The organism is Afipia sp. GAS231, assembly GCF_900103365.1.
In the GTDB taxonomy this organism is placed as follows: Bacteria; Pseudomonadota; Alphaproteobacteria; order Rhizobiales; family Xanthobacteraceae; genus Bradyrhizobium.
The window spans coordinates 5,121,329-5,136,457 of the sequence record NZ_LT629703.1 but is presented as its reverse complement, the minus strand read 5'-3'; the positions used below and the strand labels follow the sequence as shown (position 1 = coordinate 5,136,457).

General features: G+C 62.9%; 13 protein-coding genes and 1 tRNA gene. 10 read left to right on the top strand and 4 right to left on the bottom strand.

All coding sequences use genetic code 11. The annotated features are described in order from the left end of the window. Positions 1-50: 50 nt before the first annotated feature. Genes BLS26_RS24240 through mmsB form a run of 4 tightly spaced genes read left to right on the top strand, consistent with a single transcriptional unit; the run spans position 51 to position 5,619 of the window. Entirely contained in the window at positions 51-1,718 is a 1,668-nt protein-coding gene (locus tag BLS26_RS24240; RefSeq protein ID WP_244542030.1) for an FAD-dependent oxidoreductase, read from the top strand. Positions 1,719-1,755: 37 nt separating this feature from the next. Next, on the top strand, positions 1,756-2,820 hold the full coding sequence (chvE, locus tag BLS26_RS24235; protein ID WP_092515122.1) for a multiple monosaccharide ABC transporter substrate-binding protein: 1,065 nt from the start codon (positions 1,756-1,758) through the stop codon (positions 2,818-2,820). A 40-nt stretch (positions 2,821-2,860) separates the two neighbouring features. Further along, positions 2,861-4,396: a multiple monosaccharide ABC transporter ATP-binding protein gene (mmsA, locus tag BLS26_RS24230; RefSeq protein WP_092515121.1), complete on the top strand. Its 1,536-nt coding sequence runs from the start codon at positions 2,861-2,863 to the stop codon at positions 4,394-4,396. Next, positions 4,393-5,619 carry a multiple monosaccharide ABC transporter permease gene (gene mmsB, locus BLS26_RS24225; protein WP_092515120.1) on the top strand — a complete coding sequence of 409 codons (1,227 nt, stop codon included), beginning with the start codon at positions 4,393-4,395 and terminating at the stop codon, positions 5,617-5,619. The genes mmsA and mmsB overlap by 4 nt, the downstream gene beginning before the upstream one ends. A 196-nt stretch (positions 5,620-5,815) precedes the next feature. Here mmsB and BLS26_RS24220 read toward each other — a convergent pair. Together BLS26_RS24220 and cpdR are read right to left on the bottom strand one after the other, a co-directional pair. Then, a tRNA-Val gene (locus BLS26_RS24220) sits at positions 5,816-5,890 on the bottom strand. 138 nt (positions 5,891-6,028) lie between these two features. Further along, on the bottom strand, positions 6,029-6,388 hold the full coding sequence (gene cpdR, locus BLS26_RS24215) for a cell cycle two-component system response regulator CpdR (RefSeq protein WP_057852005.1): 360 nt from the start codon (positions 6,386-6,388) through the stop codon (positions 6,029-6,031). Between the two features lie 330 nt (positions 6,389-6,718). On the opposite strand from cpdR, the gene BLS26_RS24210 reads away from it, so the two are divergent. The 4 genes from BLS26_RS24210 to BLS26_RS24195 all read left to right on the top strand — a co-directional run bounded on the left by BLS26_RS24210 (position 6,719) and on the right by BLS26_RS24195 (position 10,585). Further along, on the top strand, positions 6,719-7,606 hold the full coding sequence (locus BLS26_RS24210; protein WP_092515119.1) for an N-formylglutamate amidohydrolase: 888 nt from the start codon (positions 6,719-6,721) through the stop codon (positions 7,604-7,606). 587 nt (positions 7,607-8,193) lie between these two features. After that, complete coding sequence (hisN, locus tag BLS26_RS24205) at positions 8,194-8,973, top strand: histidinol-phosphatase (protein WP_092515118.1); 780 nt, start codon at positions 8,194-8,196, stop codon at positions 8,971-8,973. A gap of 24 nt (positions 8,974-8,997) precedes the next feature. Then, positions 8,998-9,528, top strand: a complete 531-nt coding sequence (locus tag BLS26_RS24200) for an isochorismatase family protein (protein WP_092515117.1) — start codon at positions 8,998-9,000, stop codon at positions 9,526-9,528. A gap of 85 nt (positions 9,529-9,613) precedes the next feature. After that, positions 9,614-10,585: a tripartite tricarboxylate transporter substrate binding protein gene (locus tag BLS26_RS24195; protein ID WP_092515116.1), complete on the top strand. Its 972-nt coding sequence runs from the start codon at positions 9,614-9,616 to the stop codon at positions 10,583-10,585. A 3-nt stretch (positions 10,586-10,588) separates the two neighbouring features. Here the strand turns inward: BLS26_RS24195 and BLS26_RS24190 are convergent, their stop codons facing one another. Then, positions 10,589-11,479, bottom strand: coding sequence for a LysR substrate-binding domain-containing protein (locus BLS26_RS24190; RefSeq protein ID WP_092518506.1), 891 nt, complete (start codon positions 11,477-11,479; stop codon positions 10,589-10,591). Between the two features lie 131 nt (positions 11,480-11,610). Here BLS26_RS24190 and BLS26_RS24185 point away from each other — a divergent pair, with 131 nt between their 5' ends. After that, a complete protein-coding gene (locus BLS26_RS24185; protein ID WP_092515115.1) occupies positions 11,611-12,363 on the top strand; it encodes a sulfite exporter TauE/SafE family protein in 753 nt (250 codons plus the stop codon). A 35-nt stretch (positions 12,364-12,398) separates the two neighbouring features. Here BLS26_RS24185 and BLS26_RS24180 read toward each other — a convergent pair whose 3' ends face one another. Then, positions 12,399-13,043, bottom strand: coding sequence for a LysE family translocator (locus BLS26_RS24180; RefSeq protein WP_092515114.1), 645 nt, complete (start codon positions 13,041-13,043; stop codon positions 12,399-12,401). Positions 13,044-13,252: 209 nt separating this feature from the next. Between BLS26_RS24180 and BLS26_RS24175 the strand changes: the two genes are divergently transcribed. Beyond that, the gene (locus tag BLS26_RS24175) at positions 13,253-15,064 is read left to right on the top strand and encodes an adenylate/guanylate cyclase domain-containing protein (RefSeq protein WP_092515113.1); all 1,812 of its coding nucleotides are present in this window, start codon (positions 13,253-13,255) and stop codon (positions 15,062-15,064) included. Positions 15,065-15,129 lie beyond the last annotated feature (65 nt).

The window sequence follows — 15,129 nt, the reverse complement described above, 5'->3', positions numbered from 1 at the left end:
AAGAAACCTGGGAATGCGATGCGCTGGTGGTTGGCTCCGGCTGTGCCGGGATGTCGGCGGCAGTGACCGCGGGGCATCACGGCCTCAACGTGCTGATCGTGGAGAAGGAGCCGCGCTTCGGCGGCACCACCGCGCGCTCCGGCGGCTGGCTCTGGATTCCCGGCACCTCGCTGGCGCGCGACTGGGGCATTGCCGAAAGCCCGGACCAGGCGCGGACCTATCTGCGCCATGAGGCCGGCAACAGCTTTGACGCCGCGCGCGTCGACGCGTTTCTGACCAAAGGCCCCGAGGCGGTGGATTTCTTCACAGCCAAGACCGCGCTGCGCTTCGACATGCCGCTGACCTTTCCGGATTACCACGCCGAAGCGCCCGGCGGCGCGCAGGGCGGCCGCTCGATGGTGACTCGGCCGTTCGACGGCCACGAGCTTGGCCCCAAGCTCAAGGATATCGGCAGCCCCCTGCCCGAGCTCACCGTGTTCGGCATGATGCTGGGCTCCGGCAAGGAGATCATCCATTTTATGCGCGCGACCAAGTCGCCCGTGTCAGCCTGGTACGTCGCCAAGCGCCTGAGCCGTCATGCGCTGGACGTGATGCGCTACGGCCGCGGCATGACGCTGACCAATGGCAACGCGCTGGCCGGGCGGCTGGCGAAATCGGCGTTCGACCTCAACATTCCCCTGTGGCTGTCGTCGCCGGTGCGCGAATTGATCGTCGAGGACGGCGCGGTGCGCGGCGCCATCATCGAACGCGACGGCAAACGCGTGCGCGTCACCGCCAAACGCGGCGTCGTGCTGGCCTGCGGCGGCTTTCCGCATGATGTCGAAAGGCGCAAGGCGATGTTCCCGCACGCGCCTGATGGCACCGAGCATTTCTCGCCGGGACCGGCCGGCAACACCGGCGATGGCTTGCGATTGGCGGAAGCCGTCGGCGGCCACGTCGAGGATAGCTTGCCGAATGCCGCGGCCTGGGTGCCGGTGTCGGTCACCACGCGCAAGGATGGCAGTAAGGGCGTGATGCCGCATTTCATCGACCGCGCCAAACCCGGCGTCATCGCGGTGACGCGTGACGGCGTGCGCTTTGCCAACGAAGGCAACTCCTACCACGACTTCGTGCAGGAGATGATGAAGGCGGCGAAACCCGGCGAGGAGATTGCGGCATTCCTGTTGTGCGATCATCGCGCGCTTCGAAAGTACGGCCTCGGCTGCGTGCCGCCATTCCCGATGCCGCTCGGGCACCACCTCTCAACCGGCTATCTCAAGCGCGGCGAAACGCTGGCCGAACTCGCTGCCAACGTTGGCATCGATGCCAAGGGATTGGAAGCGACGGTCGCCGCCTTCAACGAGACCGCCGCCGGCGGGCAGGATCCCGCCTTCGGCAAGGGATCGCGCGCCTATAACCGCTATCAGGGCGATGCGCTGCATGGGCCGAACCCCTGCATCGCGCCGATCAAGGACGGGCCGTTCTACGCCATCAAGATGGTGATCGGCGATCTCGGCACCTATGCCGGCATCAGGACCGATGAGAACGCGCGCGCTCTCGATGGCAACGGCCAGCCGATCGCAGGCCTCTATGCGGCCGGCAACGACATGGCCAGCATCATGGGCGGTAACTATCCCGGCGCCGGCATCACGCTCGGCCCGGCGCTGACATTCGGCTACATCGCGGGCCGGCATATCGCGGGTCGACGCCCGCCCGAAGATGCTATGCTGCCGCAATGACCCGGTTAAAATAAAAGTCGCCAACAGGAGGAACCCGATGCTGAATGTCAAAACAGTCGCCGTTGCCGTCACGCTCGGATTGGCCACGCTGGCCGGCCCGGCAGAGGCGCAAGACAAAGGCACCATCGGGATCGCGATGCCGACCAAATCGTCGGCGCGCTGGATTGCGGACGGCGACAACATCGTCAGGGTGTTGCAGGCCAAGGGCTACAAGACCGACCTGCAATATGCCGACAACGACATTCCCAACCAGCTCGCGCAGATCGAGAACATGATCACCAAGAAGGAGAAGGCGCTGGTGATCGCCGCGATCGACGGCACCACTTTGTCCGACGCGCTGCAGCGCGCGGCCGATGCCGGCACCAAAGTGATTTCCTACGACCGCCTGATTCGCGGTTCGGCCAATGTCGACTACTACGCCACCTTCGACAATTTCCAGGTCGGCGTGCTGCAGGCGGCCAGCATCGAAAAGGGACTTGGCTTGAAGGAGGGCAAGGGCCCGTTCAACATCGAGCTGTTCGGCGGCTCGCCCGACGACAACAACGCCTTCTTCTTCTACGACGGCGCGATGTCGGTGCTGAAACCCTATATCGACGGCGGCAAGCTCGTGGTGCAGAGCAAACAGGTCGGGATGGACAAGGTGTCGACCTTGCGCTGGGAAGCCTCCGTCGCCCAGGCCCGCATGGAAAACCTGCTCAGCGCGTTCTACACCTCTAAGCATGTCGACGCGGTGCTGTCGCCCTATGACGGGCTGAGCATCGGCATTATTGCAGCACTCAGGGGCGTCGGTTACGGTTCCAAGGAAATGCCGATGCCTGTGATCTCGGGCCAGGATGCCGAGGTGCCGTCGGTCAAATCCATCGTCAATCACGAGCAGTATTCGACGATCTTCAAGGACACCCGTGACCTTGCCAAGATTGCAGCCGGCATGGTCGACGCGGTGCTGTCCGGCGGCCAGCCGGAGATCAACGACACCAAGACCTATAACAACGGCGTCAAGGTGGTTCCGTCCTATCTGCTGAAGCCGGTGGCGGTCGATCTCGATAACTGGAAGACCGCACTGATCGACACCGGCTATTACAAGGATGACCAGTTCAAGTGAGCGCTGAGGAAATCGTTGTGGTCGGGTTGACGGGTCGGCAATGACCGCCATTCTGGAAATGCGAGGCATATCCAAGAGCTTTCCTGGCGTGAAAGCGCTGCGCAACGTCAATCTCACCGTTCAGGCCGGGGAAATTCACGCGATCTGCGGCGAGAACGGCGCCGGCAAATCGACGCTGATGAAGGTCCTCAGCGGCGTCTATCCACACGGCGCCTACGAGGGCGACATCTTCTATGACGGCGAGAAGCGGCAGTTCGCCACTATCGCCGACAGCGAACGGCTCGGCATCATCATCATCCACCAGGAGCTGGCGATGGTGCCGCTGCTGTCGATTGCGGAAAATATCTTTCTCGGCCACGAACCCGGAACGATGGGCATCATCGACTGGGACGAGGCCTTCCGCCGCACCCGCGAGCTGCTCGCCAAGGTCGGATTGAACGAAACGCCGGATACGCTGATCACCCATCTCGGCGTCGGCAAGCAGCAACTGGTCGAGATCGCCAAGGCGCTGGCCAAGAAAGTCCGCCTGCTGATCCTGGACGAACCGACCGCCAGCCTGAACGAAAGCGACAGCGAAGCGCTGCTCCAGTTGCTGAAGGAATTCAGGAGCCAGGGCATCGCCTCGATCCTGATTTCCCACAAACTCAACGAACTCGCCGAAGTCGCCGACTCCATCACCGTGATGCGCGACGGCTCTACGGTGGAGACCATCGACGCCCGCAGCGGCCCGATCAGCGAGGCACGCATCATCAAGAGCATGGTCGGCCGCGAAATGTCGGAACGCTATCCGTACCGCGAAGCAAAAATCGGCGACACGCTGTTCGAGATCAGGAACTGGCGCGTCGAGCATCCGCAGCATGCCGGCCGCGAAGTGATCAAGGGCGTCAGCCTTCATGTCAGGCGGGGCGAGGTCGTCGGCATCGCCGGCCTGATGGGCGCCGGGCGCACCGAACTGGCCATGAGCGTGTTCGGCCGCGCCTATGGCCGCAACGTCACCGGTCAGGCCTTCATACAGGGCCGCGAAGTCGATCTCGGTTCTATACAAAAGGCGGTCGCCGGCGGCCTTGCCTACCTGACGGAAGACCGCAAGAACCTCGGCCTGATCCTCGGCGAAGACATCAAGAGCAACATCACGCTCACCAATCTCGCCGGCGTCTCCCGCTACGGCGTCATCGATGACGACAGGGAAACCGGGGTTGCGGAAAAATATCGTTCCAAACTGAATATCCGCTCGTCCGGCATTTTGCAGAAGGCGCTGACGCTGTCGGGCGGCAATCAGCAGAAGGTGGTGCTCGGCAAGTGGCTGTTCGCCGATCCCTGCGTGCTGATTCTCGACGAACCGACCCGCGGCATCGATATCGGCGCCAAGTACGAGATCTACACCATCATCAACGACCTCGCGGCGTCAGGCAAAGGCGTGATCGTGATTTCGTCGGAAATGCCCGAACTGCTCGGCATCTGCGACCGCCTCTATGTCATGAACGAAGGCCGCATCATCGATGAGATGCCGGTCTTCGAGGCCAGCCAGGAAAAAATCATGGCCGCGATCATGCGACAACACGGGACCGCGCCATGAAACAGGACGCGGCCAAAAATTCCGGCAACAATACCAACGGCGCCGGCGTCTGGACCAGCAATTTGCGCGACTACGGCCTGCTCGGTTCATTGCTGGTGATCATGGCGCTGTTCCAATATCTGACCAACGGTGTGCTGCTGGCGCCGGTCAACATCACCAACCTGATTCTGCAGAACAGCTATATCGTGATCATGGCGCTCGGCATGCTCTTGATCATCGTCGGCGGCAACATTGACCTGTCGGTCGGTTCGATCGTCGGCTTTGTCGGCGCCATCGCCGCGACCATGATGGTCGATTACAAGATCCCGTGGGTTCCGGTGGTCGGCATTTCGCTGGTGGCCGGCGGCCTGATCGGCGCGGCGCAGGGCTATTTCGTTGCCTACGCCAGAATTCCGTCCTTCATCGTGACGCTCGGCGGCATGCTGGTGTTTCGCGGGCTCACCGGCAACATCCTGCTCGGCCAGTTCGTCGGTCCGTTCCCGAAGGATTTCCAGAGCATCAGCTCCGGCTTCATCCCTGATTTCGTCAGCGCGCCGCTGCTGGCGCTGTTCGGCGACGCCTTGGGCGCCAACTTCCGCTGGACCTCGATGCTGATCGGCCTCGTCGGCGCCGCCTTGCTGATCTTCACCAGCGCGCGCCGCTGGCGCCGGGCCAGGGCGCATACGATGGAGACCGAACCGCTGGCGCTGTTCATCGCCAAGAACGCCGTGTTCGCCATTCTCATCGTTGCATTTTGCTATCTGCTGGCCTCCTATCGCGGCCTGCCCAATGTGCTGATCATCATGAGCGCGCTGATCCTGCTTTATATGTTCGTGACGCAGCGCATGACGATCGGACGCCGCATCTATGCGCTCGGCGGCAACCGGATGGCGGCGCAGCTCTCCGGCATCCGGACCGAGCGGCTGATCTTCCTGACCTTCGTCAATATGGGCGCGCTGGCCGGCCTTGCCGGGTTGATCGTCGCGGCACGATTGAACTCGGCAACGCCGAGCGCCGGCAATTCCTTCGAACTCGACGTCATCGCGGCCTGCTTCATCGGCGGCGCCTCCGCTTCCGGCGGCGTCGGCAAGGTGATGGGGGTCGTGATCGGCGCCTTCGTCATGGGCGTGATGAACAACGGCATGTCGATCCTCGGCATCGGGATCTACTGGCAATACGTCGTCAAGGGACTGGTGCTGCTGGCGGCGGTCTATGTCGACGGCTACCAGAAGAACAAGGGATAGCGTCCAGGGCGTCGATCTTTGGGATCAATGCGTGACTTGCCGAGCCGTAGCTCGCGGCCGAAAGCCCGCTTTCGCCAAGTGGCTTCGGCTGAGGAAGTCCGTCTACGCTTTCGCTTCGCTACAGCTACGCCGGACACGCCTCGTCCTGGCGGTCTCTTGCGTGGCTGCGCCACGCGTAGCCCGTCAGGGCGAAGCGTGGTGGGCGCGACAGGGATCGAACCTGTGACCCCTACCATGTCAAGGTAGTGCTCTCCCGCTGAGCTACGCGCCCTAGCCCAGGATGACCTTGGTCATCCCAACCTAGCTATTAGTCCGTATTGGGTCGGGTCCGTATATCGGCTCCAAAGCGCCCCGGCAAGGACGCTTGGAGCTAATTTCTGCAGTGTTTTCGACCCGAAATGGCGCCGAATCAGGCCGCCAGCATCTTGTTCACTTCGCTGACCAATTCGCGGAGGTGGACGGGCTTGGCCAGCACCTTGGCGTTCTTCGGCGCATCCGAATCGGAGTTCAGGGCGACTGCGGCAAAGCCGGTGATGAACATGATCTTGATGTCTGGATCGAGTTCCGAGGCGCGGCGCGCCAGCTCGATGCCGTCCATTTCCGGCATCACGATGTCGGTCAGCAGCATCTCGAACGGCTCCTCCCGCAGCCGTTGATAGGCCGACATGCCGTTGTCGTGGGGCGAGACCTGAAATCCGGCGTTTTCCAGCGCCTTCACCAGGAAGCGGCGCATGTCGTTGTCGTCTTCGGCGAGAAGGATTTTATGCATGGTACTCTGACTACTCTGACTGTCGTCGAATCCGGCTGGAAGATCGCTCCGCCCACTAAGCCCGACAGACGGTAAATATCGGGTGAAGGGGCGGCACGCAGAGGATGGCGCGAGCGGCTATTTCTGTACCCGAATGCACCTGAGATCAACATTGGCGGGCGGTTTGGCGCGTTTGAGACCTGTTCCAACAGCTTTGCGGCTTTTTTCGCTTGGCAGAATGATTGCGATTACCGACAATGCCGCCCACATAAAACTTCCGTTTTCCGGCAGAATCGGCTGGTTTGTCGATTAAGCTCAGGGAAATGCGGATCTCAGGGATAGCGCCCGGCGATGACCCAGTTTGAAGGTGAATTATCGCCTCCGTTCGAGATCATGGAGCCGGCCGACTGGCGGGCGCCGATCATCTTCAACTCACCGCATTCCGGCTCGGTCTATCCGCCGGATTTTCTCAACGCTTCCCGCATCGACCTCGCGAGCCTGCGCCGCTCCGAGGATTCCTTCATGGACGAGCTGATCGCCGATCTCTCCGACCGCGGTTTTCCGACCGTGCGGGTCAATTTCCCGCGCTCCTATGTCGACGTGAACCGGGAGCCCTATGAACTCGATCCGCGCATGTTCAACGGCCGGCTGCCGAGCTTTGCCAACACCCGCTCGATGCGGGTCGCCGGCGGGCTGGGCACCATCCCGCGCGTGGTCGGTGACGGGCAGGAAATCTACCGCGAGCGGATCAATGTCGACGAGGCGCTGGGACGGATCGAGGCGCTCTACAAGCCCTATCACCGCGCGCTGAGGCGGCTGATCAACAAGGCCCACCAGGCGTTCGGCACCGTGATCCTGATGGATTGTCATTCGATGCCGTCGGTCGGCGTGTCGCGCGACGAACCGCGGCGGCCCGATATCGTGATCGGCGACCGCTACGGCACCAGTTGCGCCAGCGTGCTGCCTGACCTCGTCGAGGAAATCATGAGCGGGCTTGGCTATTCGATCGGGCGAAACAAGCCCTATGCCGGCGGCTTCATCACCGAGCATTACGGCAACCCGGCGAGCGGATTGCACACCGTGCAACTCGAACTCAACCGCGCGATCTATATGGATGAACGTCGCCGCGAACGATCGGCGCGCTTTGCGCAGGTGGCCGCCGATTTCACCACACTGGCCGACGCGCTGGCAAAAGTTCCGCTCGGCGATCTCGGCCCGTTCCAGGCCGCCGCGGAGTAGAGACTCTTGGTCGTCGTTCCGGAGCGATGCGAAGCATCGAACCTTAGATGCGCAATTGCGCATCGGGGAACCTCGACATTGCGCATCTGAGGTTCGCGCTACGCGCGCCCCGGAATGACAACTAGCCCAAAGAAAAAAGGGCCGCTTGAATGAACAAGCGGCCCAAGTCTAGGGAGGAAACGCCCAAGGAGGGCAGCGATAGCGCGAGGCGCTACCGCACCGCAACAATATGCGACCGCGCTGCACAAAACGCAAGAGTTTTCGAAACATTTGCTGCGCATTCCTGGCCGGGCTGGCGAATATGCAACAGGTCGGCTAAATGATATTTTCTTTAGTATTTTCAAATACTTATTTTCACATTTGTCGCCCCGCGGGTGTTGCAGATCAGCCATGATCCACAGACATCTCGCTTTCGTGATTGACGGAGTCACTGAAAATAAACGCCAAAGCGAAGCTGATTCGAAAGCCAGACATCCCCGATGGGGGTGGGAAAACGCACCGTTATTCGTGCGCACGCCGCAGGATTGAGCTAGGCAAGAACGAGAATTCGCGCGCGCGGGCCCCCCGCGCTTTTCCAGGGATCAGCCGTGACGGTCATCGATTTTACAGCCTTCATCGGCCGCCTTGCCACCTCCTCCGGCGAAACCATTTTGCCGTTTTTCCGGACTTCGCTCCTGGTCGACAACAAGAGCACCAGCGATTTCGATCCTGTCACGGAGGCCGACCGCGCCGCCGAAGCCGTCATGCGCCGCCTGATCAAGGCCAACTTTCCCCAGCACGGCATCGTCGGCGAGGAATTCGGCAGCGAGCGCGAGGATGCAGAGTATGTCTGGGTGCTCGATCCGATCGACGGCACCAAATCCTTCATCGCGGGCTTTCCGATCTGGGGCACACTGATCGCACTGCTGCACAAGAGCACGCCGGTGTTCGGCATGATGCACCAACCCTATATCGGCGAGCGCTTTTACGGCGACTCTGGCTCGGCGCATTATTCCGGACCGTCGGGCGAACGAAAATTGTCGGTGCGGCGCTGCGCCTCGCTGAAGGAAGCGACCTCCTACACCACCAGCCCGCTATTGATGAACGCCGCCGACCGCGAGGTTTTCGGCCGCATCGAAAAAGAAGTGCGGCTGTCGCGCTACGGCGGCGATTGCTACTCCTACTGCATGCTGGCAGCCGGCCACCTCGACCTCGTGGTCGAAACCGAACTGAAGCCCTATGACATCGCAGCCCTGATCCCGATCATCACCGGCGCCGGTGGCGTCGTCACCAACTGGGAAGGCAAGCCCGCCCAGAACGGCGGCCGCATCGTCGCCGCCGGCGACGCCCGCGTGCACGAGGCAGCGCTGAAACTGCTCAATAGCTAGGGCCCCCGACCAAACAGGTACCCGATGGACGCAATGCTCGTCGTCGATATGCAGGTCGGGCTTCTCAGCGGCGCCCCCAAACACGACCTGCCCGGCGTCATCGATCGCATCAATCGGCTCGCCGCCCGGGTTCGCAACCAATCCGGCACGGTCATCTTCGTTCAGCACTGCGGCGACAAGGGCGACGACTTCGAGCCGCAAAGGCCGGGCTGGGCGCTGCTTCCCGAACTGGTTCGCGATCCAGCCGACATCGTCGTTCAAAAGACCATGAACGATCCGTTCGCCGGCGCCGACCTGCAGGCCCGCCTCGACGCCATCGCGCCGGATCGGGTCCTGGTGACCGGTTGGGCCACCGATCTGTGCATCGATGCGACCATCCGGTCGGCGGTCTCCCGCCATCACAACGTCGTCGTGGTGACCGACGCCCATACGCTGAGCGACCGCCCGCATCTCGACGCGATCGGCGTCATGCGCCATCATCATTGGGTCTGGAGCAACCTCATCACGCCAAAGCCGGTCCGGCTCGCTGCAACCGATGAACTCCTGCGCGATTAGCGAGATGACGCAACCCATCGGCTGAAATTTGCTATACAGACATCGACGCGACAGACGCATCAGACATCTGCGCAGGGAGGCTTGCATGAGGATTTTGGGGGCACTGGCGGCCGGATTGTCGCTTGTGCTGTTGCCGGCGCTGGCCGCAGCGCAGGATTTTCCGACCAAGCCGATCAAACTGATCGTGCCGTTCCCGGCCGGCGGACCCAACGACATCATCGCGCGCGTGGTCGGCCAGCGAATGTCGGAGATCACCAAGCAACCGATCATTATCGACAACCGCGGCGGCCAGGGCGGCGTGCTCGGCACCGATGCGGTCGCGAAGGCGGCACCCGACGGCTACACGATCGGAATCGTGAGCGCGAGTTCGCTCGTGATCAACCCGACCATGGAAAGGGTGCCGTATAACGTCAATACGGATTTCGCGCCGATCACCCTGGTGACGACGGTGCCGGAGATGCTGGTCGTTGCCAGCAACGTTCCCGCCAAAAACATGGACGAGCTGGTCGCGCTCGCCAAAGCCCAACCCGGAAAGCTCAATTTCGCGTCCGCCGGCGTCGGCGGCCTGCCGCATCTGGCCGGCGAACTGCTCAAGCTGACGGCCAACATCGACATCGTCCACATCCCCTATCGGGGTGCCGCGCCCGCCATCAACGATCTGCTCGGCCAGCAGGTGCAAATGGCGTTCCTCGACCTGCCGGTGATCTTGCCGCACATCAAGGCCGGCAGCCTGCGCCCCATTGCGCTCGGTGCGCCCGAACGCGCGCCGACCGCGCCCGACGTGCCGACCACCGCCGAGGTCGGCATGCCGGATCTCCTGATCCAGAACTGGTACGGCATGATCGCCCCGGGCGGGACGCCTGAAAATATCGTCAACATCCTCAATGCCGTCGCCAACCAGGCGATGGACGATCCGCAGGTGAAGCAGAAACTGGCCGATCAGGGCCTCACGGTCGCCGGTGACCGGCCGAAGCATTTCCGTGATTACATCACGGCCGAGAGCCAAAAGTGGGCGCGGGTCATCAAGGCGGCAGGGCTTGAGACGGCGATGAAGTAAACGTTACGGTGCGGCCGCACGCAGATGGTCGGCGAGCTGTTTCGCCGGCCGCGGCAGTGCCTTGAAGCTGCGGGCGCAAATCGCCAGCCGCCGGTTGGCCCAGGGATCCCTGATCCTGACAACGTTGATCTTCATCGCGCGCGCGCAGCGCTTCGCCGCGACCTCCGGCATCACCGCGACGCCGATGCCGGCGGCGACCATCTCGCCGATGGCGTCGAAATTGTTCATTCGCGCCCGAAACCGCAGCCGGGCGCCGAGCCGCGCGGCATGGCCGGTGACATGGGCGTGCAGCGCGCTCGAAGTGATCAAGCCAACGAAATCCCGCTCGACCACCTCGCTGAAATCGACCTGCCGCCTGCCCGCCAGTTCGTCGCCGCGCGCGGTGACCAGCACCAAGCGGTCTTCGCTGAACGGGATGCGTTCAATATTGTCCGGCAGCGCGTGCTCGGCGGCGAGGCCAAGATCGGCGGCGCCGGTCAGGATGGCATGGGCGATGTCGCCGCTTTCGCGCTCCTCGACGTCGATCGAGATGTGCGGGTGTTGGCCGAGGAAGGCCGCCAGCGTCTTCGGCAGATATTCCGACAGGCCCGAGGTGTTGGCGAGGAAGCGCACGGTGGCCTTGACGCCGCGGGCAAACGCCAGCAGATCGCCGCGCAACGTCTCGACATTATGGATCACGATCCGGGCATGATCGAGCAGGCTTTCGCCCGCCGGCGTCAGTTCGACGCCGCGGCGGCCGCGCACCAGCAGCACGACGCCGAGCGCCTGTTCCAGTCCCTTGATCCGCTCACTGGCCGACGCCAGCGCCAGATGAAGCCGCTGCGCGCCGTTGGTGATGCTGCGCGTCTCGGCCACCGCGATGAAGAGTTGAAGGTCGACCAGATCGAAACGCAGGGACATGGCGCACTCCTTCACACGTTAGGCCGTCATTGCGAGCCAACGACGGTCAGGCTTCGGCCTGAACGAAGGCTATCTCCGTAATCTCCAGATTGTGCCGTCATGTTCGATCGGTCAATGTATCCGCCATGTTCGATTCCCTCCTCATTCTCATCGCGTTCGCTTTCCTGACGGCGGGCTTCGTCAAGGGCGCCCTCGGGCTCGGCCTGCCGACGGTGTCGATGGGCCTGCTCGCGGTGTCGATGCCGCCGGCCCAGGCCATCGCCATCGTCATCGTGCCCGCGATCGTCACCAATATCTGGCAGACCTTCGGCGGCCCCTATCTGCGCGACATTCTCCGGCGGCTGTGGCCGCTCCTGATCGGAACCGCGGCCGGCATCTGGCTGAACGGCGGTGCGCTGACCGGCCCCTATGCGCGCTATACGGCGATCGTGCTCGGCCTGTTGCTGGCGATCAATGCGATCATCAGCCTGAGCAAATTCAATTTCTCCGTCGCGCCGGCGAACGAGAAATGGGTCGGCGGCATCGTCGGCGTCGTCACCGGCATGATTTCGGCGGCGAGCGGCGTCCAGGTCATTCCCTCGGTGCCGTACCTGCAGGCGATCGGCATGGAGAAGGAAGAGCTGATCCAGGCGCTCGGCGTCTTCTTCACGGTCGCGACCCTGGCACTCGGCTTCAACCTGACCAGCGAGGGCCTGCTGACGTCAGCCACCGCGCTGCCGGGTGCGGTCGCGATGGTGTGCTCCTTCGCCGGCATGTTCGTCGGCCAGGCCGTCCGCACGCGGCTGCGGCCGGATATGTTCCGGGTCTGGTTCCAGATCGCGATGATCGTTCTCGGGGTCTATCTTGCCGGCAATGCGTTGCTGAAAATAACCACCTGAAACGTGACGGCCGAAACGAACGGTGACGGCTGACTTCAGCGCGTATCCATCATGGCGACGCGGACACCGAGATAGACGAACATCCCGCCGAGCAGGCGGTTGATCCAGGCCATCGCGCCCGCCGATTGCCGGATCCGGCCGGCGGCCCGCGCCGCGAACGCCGCCACGGTGAAGCACCATAGCGTGCCGTTGGAGATGAAGATCAGGCCGAGCGTCAGGAACGCGAGTGCCTTGTGCGGCGAATCCGCCGCGACAAATTGCGGCAGGAATGCGAGAAAAAACAGCGCCACCTTCGGATTGAGCGCACAGGTCAGGACGCCCTGCCAGAACACCCGGCGCAGTGACGTCTCGCCTGCTTTCGCCGAAGGCTCCGCGACGGGACGGGCCCGCGACAGCAGCATCTGGACGCCGGCGAACAGCAGATAGGCAGCACCGACCATTTTTACGACAGCGAACGCCGCCGAAGACGCCATCAGCAGCGCCGACAGGCCGATGGCGGCGCCAAACACATGAACCAGGCAGCCGCAACTTATCCCCAGCGCAGCCGCCGCCCCGCCGCGCCAGCCGAGCTGAACGCTGCGCCCGACAATATAGGCGGTGTCCGGCCCCGGTGTGACATTGAGCAGCAATCCGGAGAGGATAAAGAGCCACAATTGGTGAATACCGAGCGTCCCGTCCATCGTCTGACCGTTTCCCGGAACCCTTGTCCCTGCAGCCTTGCGCCCGATTGCCCCGTGCCATTTCCGGGCGAATTGCATTACTATCATGATACTATCGTGGCCGGATTGGGCTTCCCCCGGAAGCGACGTATTTTATAAGCATTGGAATCACGTAACCGACCACGTACTGGTATCTGCCGGTTCTGGAGCCTTTGGGATATCTTGGGGACATGGAAAGACGCCTGGCTGCCATCGTCTGCGCTGACGTCGCCGGCTATTCCCGCATGATGGGAGCCGACGAGGCGGGGACGCATGCCACGTTCAAGGCCCATCGCGGCGCGATCTACCCCGTCATTCTCAACCATGGCGGCCGGCTGGTAAAGAATACCGGCGACGGCTTCCTGCTGGAATTTCCGAGCATCGTCGGCGCCATCGAGGCGGCGATCGCGATGCAGGGGCTGATGGCCGAACGCAACAATCACATCCCCGGCGATCGCGTCATGCAGTTCCGCATGGGCATCCACATGGGCGACGTGATGGCCGACGAAGACGAGGTGTTCGGCGACGACGTCAACATCGCCGTCCGCCTCGAATCGGTCGCAGCCCCCGGCGGAATCGCGGTTTCCGGCAAGGCCTGCCATGAGGCCGGCAAACGGCTCAGCGTGACCCTGATCGATTCCGGGCCGCACCGGTTCAAGAACATCGAGGAACCGATCGAAGTCTGGACCTGGCAGCCCGAAGGCTCCGACAGCGCCGGCCGTGGATCCAGGCTGGTTCCCAGCGAGACCTCGAATCTCGCGGCCCAGTATCGAACCGCGATCGTGGGTGTGCTGCCGTTTGCCAATCTCAGCGACGGTGCCGACGAATATTTTTCCGACGGCCTGACCGAGGACCTGATCCACGCGCTGTCGCTGCAATCGTTTTACCGGGTGCTCAGCCGCAACTCGACCTTCGCGTTCAAGGGTAACAACCAGAGCACGCGGCTGATCGCCCGCGAAATCGACGCCACCTACCTGATCCAGGGATCGGTGCGGCGGGCCGGAACCAAGATCCGCGTCACCTCGGAGCTGATCGCACCCGAGACCGGCGAACAATTATGGACCGGCCGGTTTGACCGCGACATCGGCGACCTGTTCGCGATGCAGGACGAAATCACCACCAGCCTGTCGGCGGCGATCGCGGCCGAGATCTACCGCGCGGAAGCCTCCGCGCCGCCGCGGCCGTCCTCGAACGACCTGACGGCGTGGGATCGCTTCCTGAAGGGGCTGTCCTACTACTATCTGCAGACCAAGGACGACTGGGAAACCTCGATCGGCCTGTTCCGCGAAGCCATCGCGCTCGATCCGACGCTGTCGATCGCGCGCGCCTATCTCGCCACCATCCAGATCCAGGGCATCCAGTTCGGATGGATTCACAGCACGCGCGAATTGTGGGATTCCGCGATGTCGCTGGCGCAGAGCAGCGTCCGGCTCGATCCGCGTTCGTCGTTTGCGTTTCAGATCCTCGCTTATGTGAGCGCGGTACAGGGGCATTACGAGGCGGCGATGGACGCCGCCAAACGGGCGGTCGCCCTCAACCCGTACGACATGGGCGCCCGTGGCGTGCTCGGCATGTGCCATCTCGTGATCGGCGAACACCGGCACGCCATCGAAATGTTCTCGATGGCGGCGCAGCGCGGCAACTCCGACCCCCGATATCAATGGGCGGCCGTGAACGCGTTCAGTCATTATCTGCTGGGGCAATATGACGCTGCTTTGTCCTGGGCGCGCGAGGAACTGTATCTCAATCCCAACCAGATGCAGGCGCTGGCGATACGGTCGGCGGCGCTCGCGCAATTGGGGCGGACCGCGGAAGCGAAAAACGCAGCCGAGGTGCTGCTGAGCAACTATCCGAACCTGACGGTCGAGCGCATGATGCGGCATCTGCACTGGAAAGCCGCAGGCGACGTCGCCCATTACCGCGAGGGCCTTTTGAAGGCCGGCATCCCCTTCGGTAAGGTGGCGCTGATCGAATCTTCGCCCAGGCTCGCCGCGGATTCCTGATCGCGGATCGTTCCTGCCAAGCCTTGAGTTGTGAGGCCCTGAGTTGTGAGGCCTTGAGTTGACAC

Excerpts from the sequence above, each read along its gene's own strand:
- BLS26_RS24240 (WP_244542030.1), top strand. The coding sequence starts at position 51 with ATGTCGGCGGCAGTGACCGCGGGGCATCACGGCCTCAACGTGCTGATC.
- chvE (WP_092515122.1), top strand. The coding sequence starts at position 1,756 with ATGCTGAATGTCAAAACAGTCGCCGTTGCCGTCACGCTCGGATTGGCC.
- mmsA (WP_092515121.1), top strand. The coding sequence starts at position 2,861 with ATGACCGCCATTCTGGAAATGCGAGGCATATCCAAGAGCTTTCCTGGC.
- mmsB (WP_092515120.1), top strand. The coding sequence starts at position 4,393 with ATGAAACAGGACGCGGCCAAAAATTCCGGCAACAATACCAACGGCGCC.
- cpdR (WP_057852005.1), bottom strand. The coding sequence starts at position 6,388 with ATGCATAAAATCCTTCTCGCCGAAGACGACAACGACATGCGCCGCTTC.
- BLS26_RS24210 (WP_092515119.1), top strand. The coding sequence starts at position 6,719 with ATGACCCAGTTTGAAGGTGAATTATCGCCTCCGTTCGAGATCATGGAG.
- BLS26_RS24200 (WP_092515117.1), top strand. The coding sequence starts at position 8,998 with ATGGACGCAATGCTCGTCGTCGATATGCAGGTCGGGCTTCTCAGCGGC.
- BLS26_RS24195 (WP_092515116.1), top strand. The coding sequence starts at position 9,614 with ATGAGGATTTTGGGGGCACTGGCGGCCGGATTGTCGCTTGTGCTGTTG.
- BLS26_RS24185 (WP_092515115.1), top strand. The coding sequence starts at position 11,611 with ATGTTCGATTCCCTCCTCATTCTCATCGCGTTCGCTTTCCTGACGGCG.
- BLS26_RS24180 (WP_092515114.1), bottom strand. The coding sequence starts at position 13,043 with ATGGACGGGACGCTCGGTATTCACCAATTGTGGCTCTTTATCCTCTCC.
- BLS26_RS24175 (WP_092515113.1), top strand. The coding sequence starts at position 13,253 with ATGGAAAGACGCCTGGCTGCCATCGTCTGCGCTGACGTCGCCGGCTAT.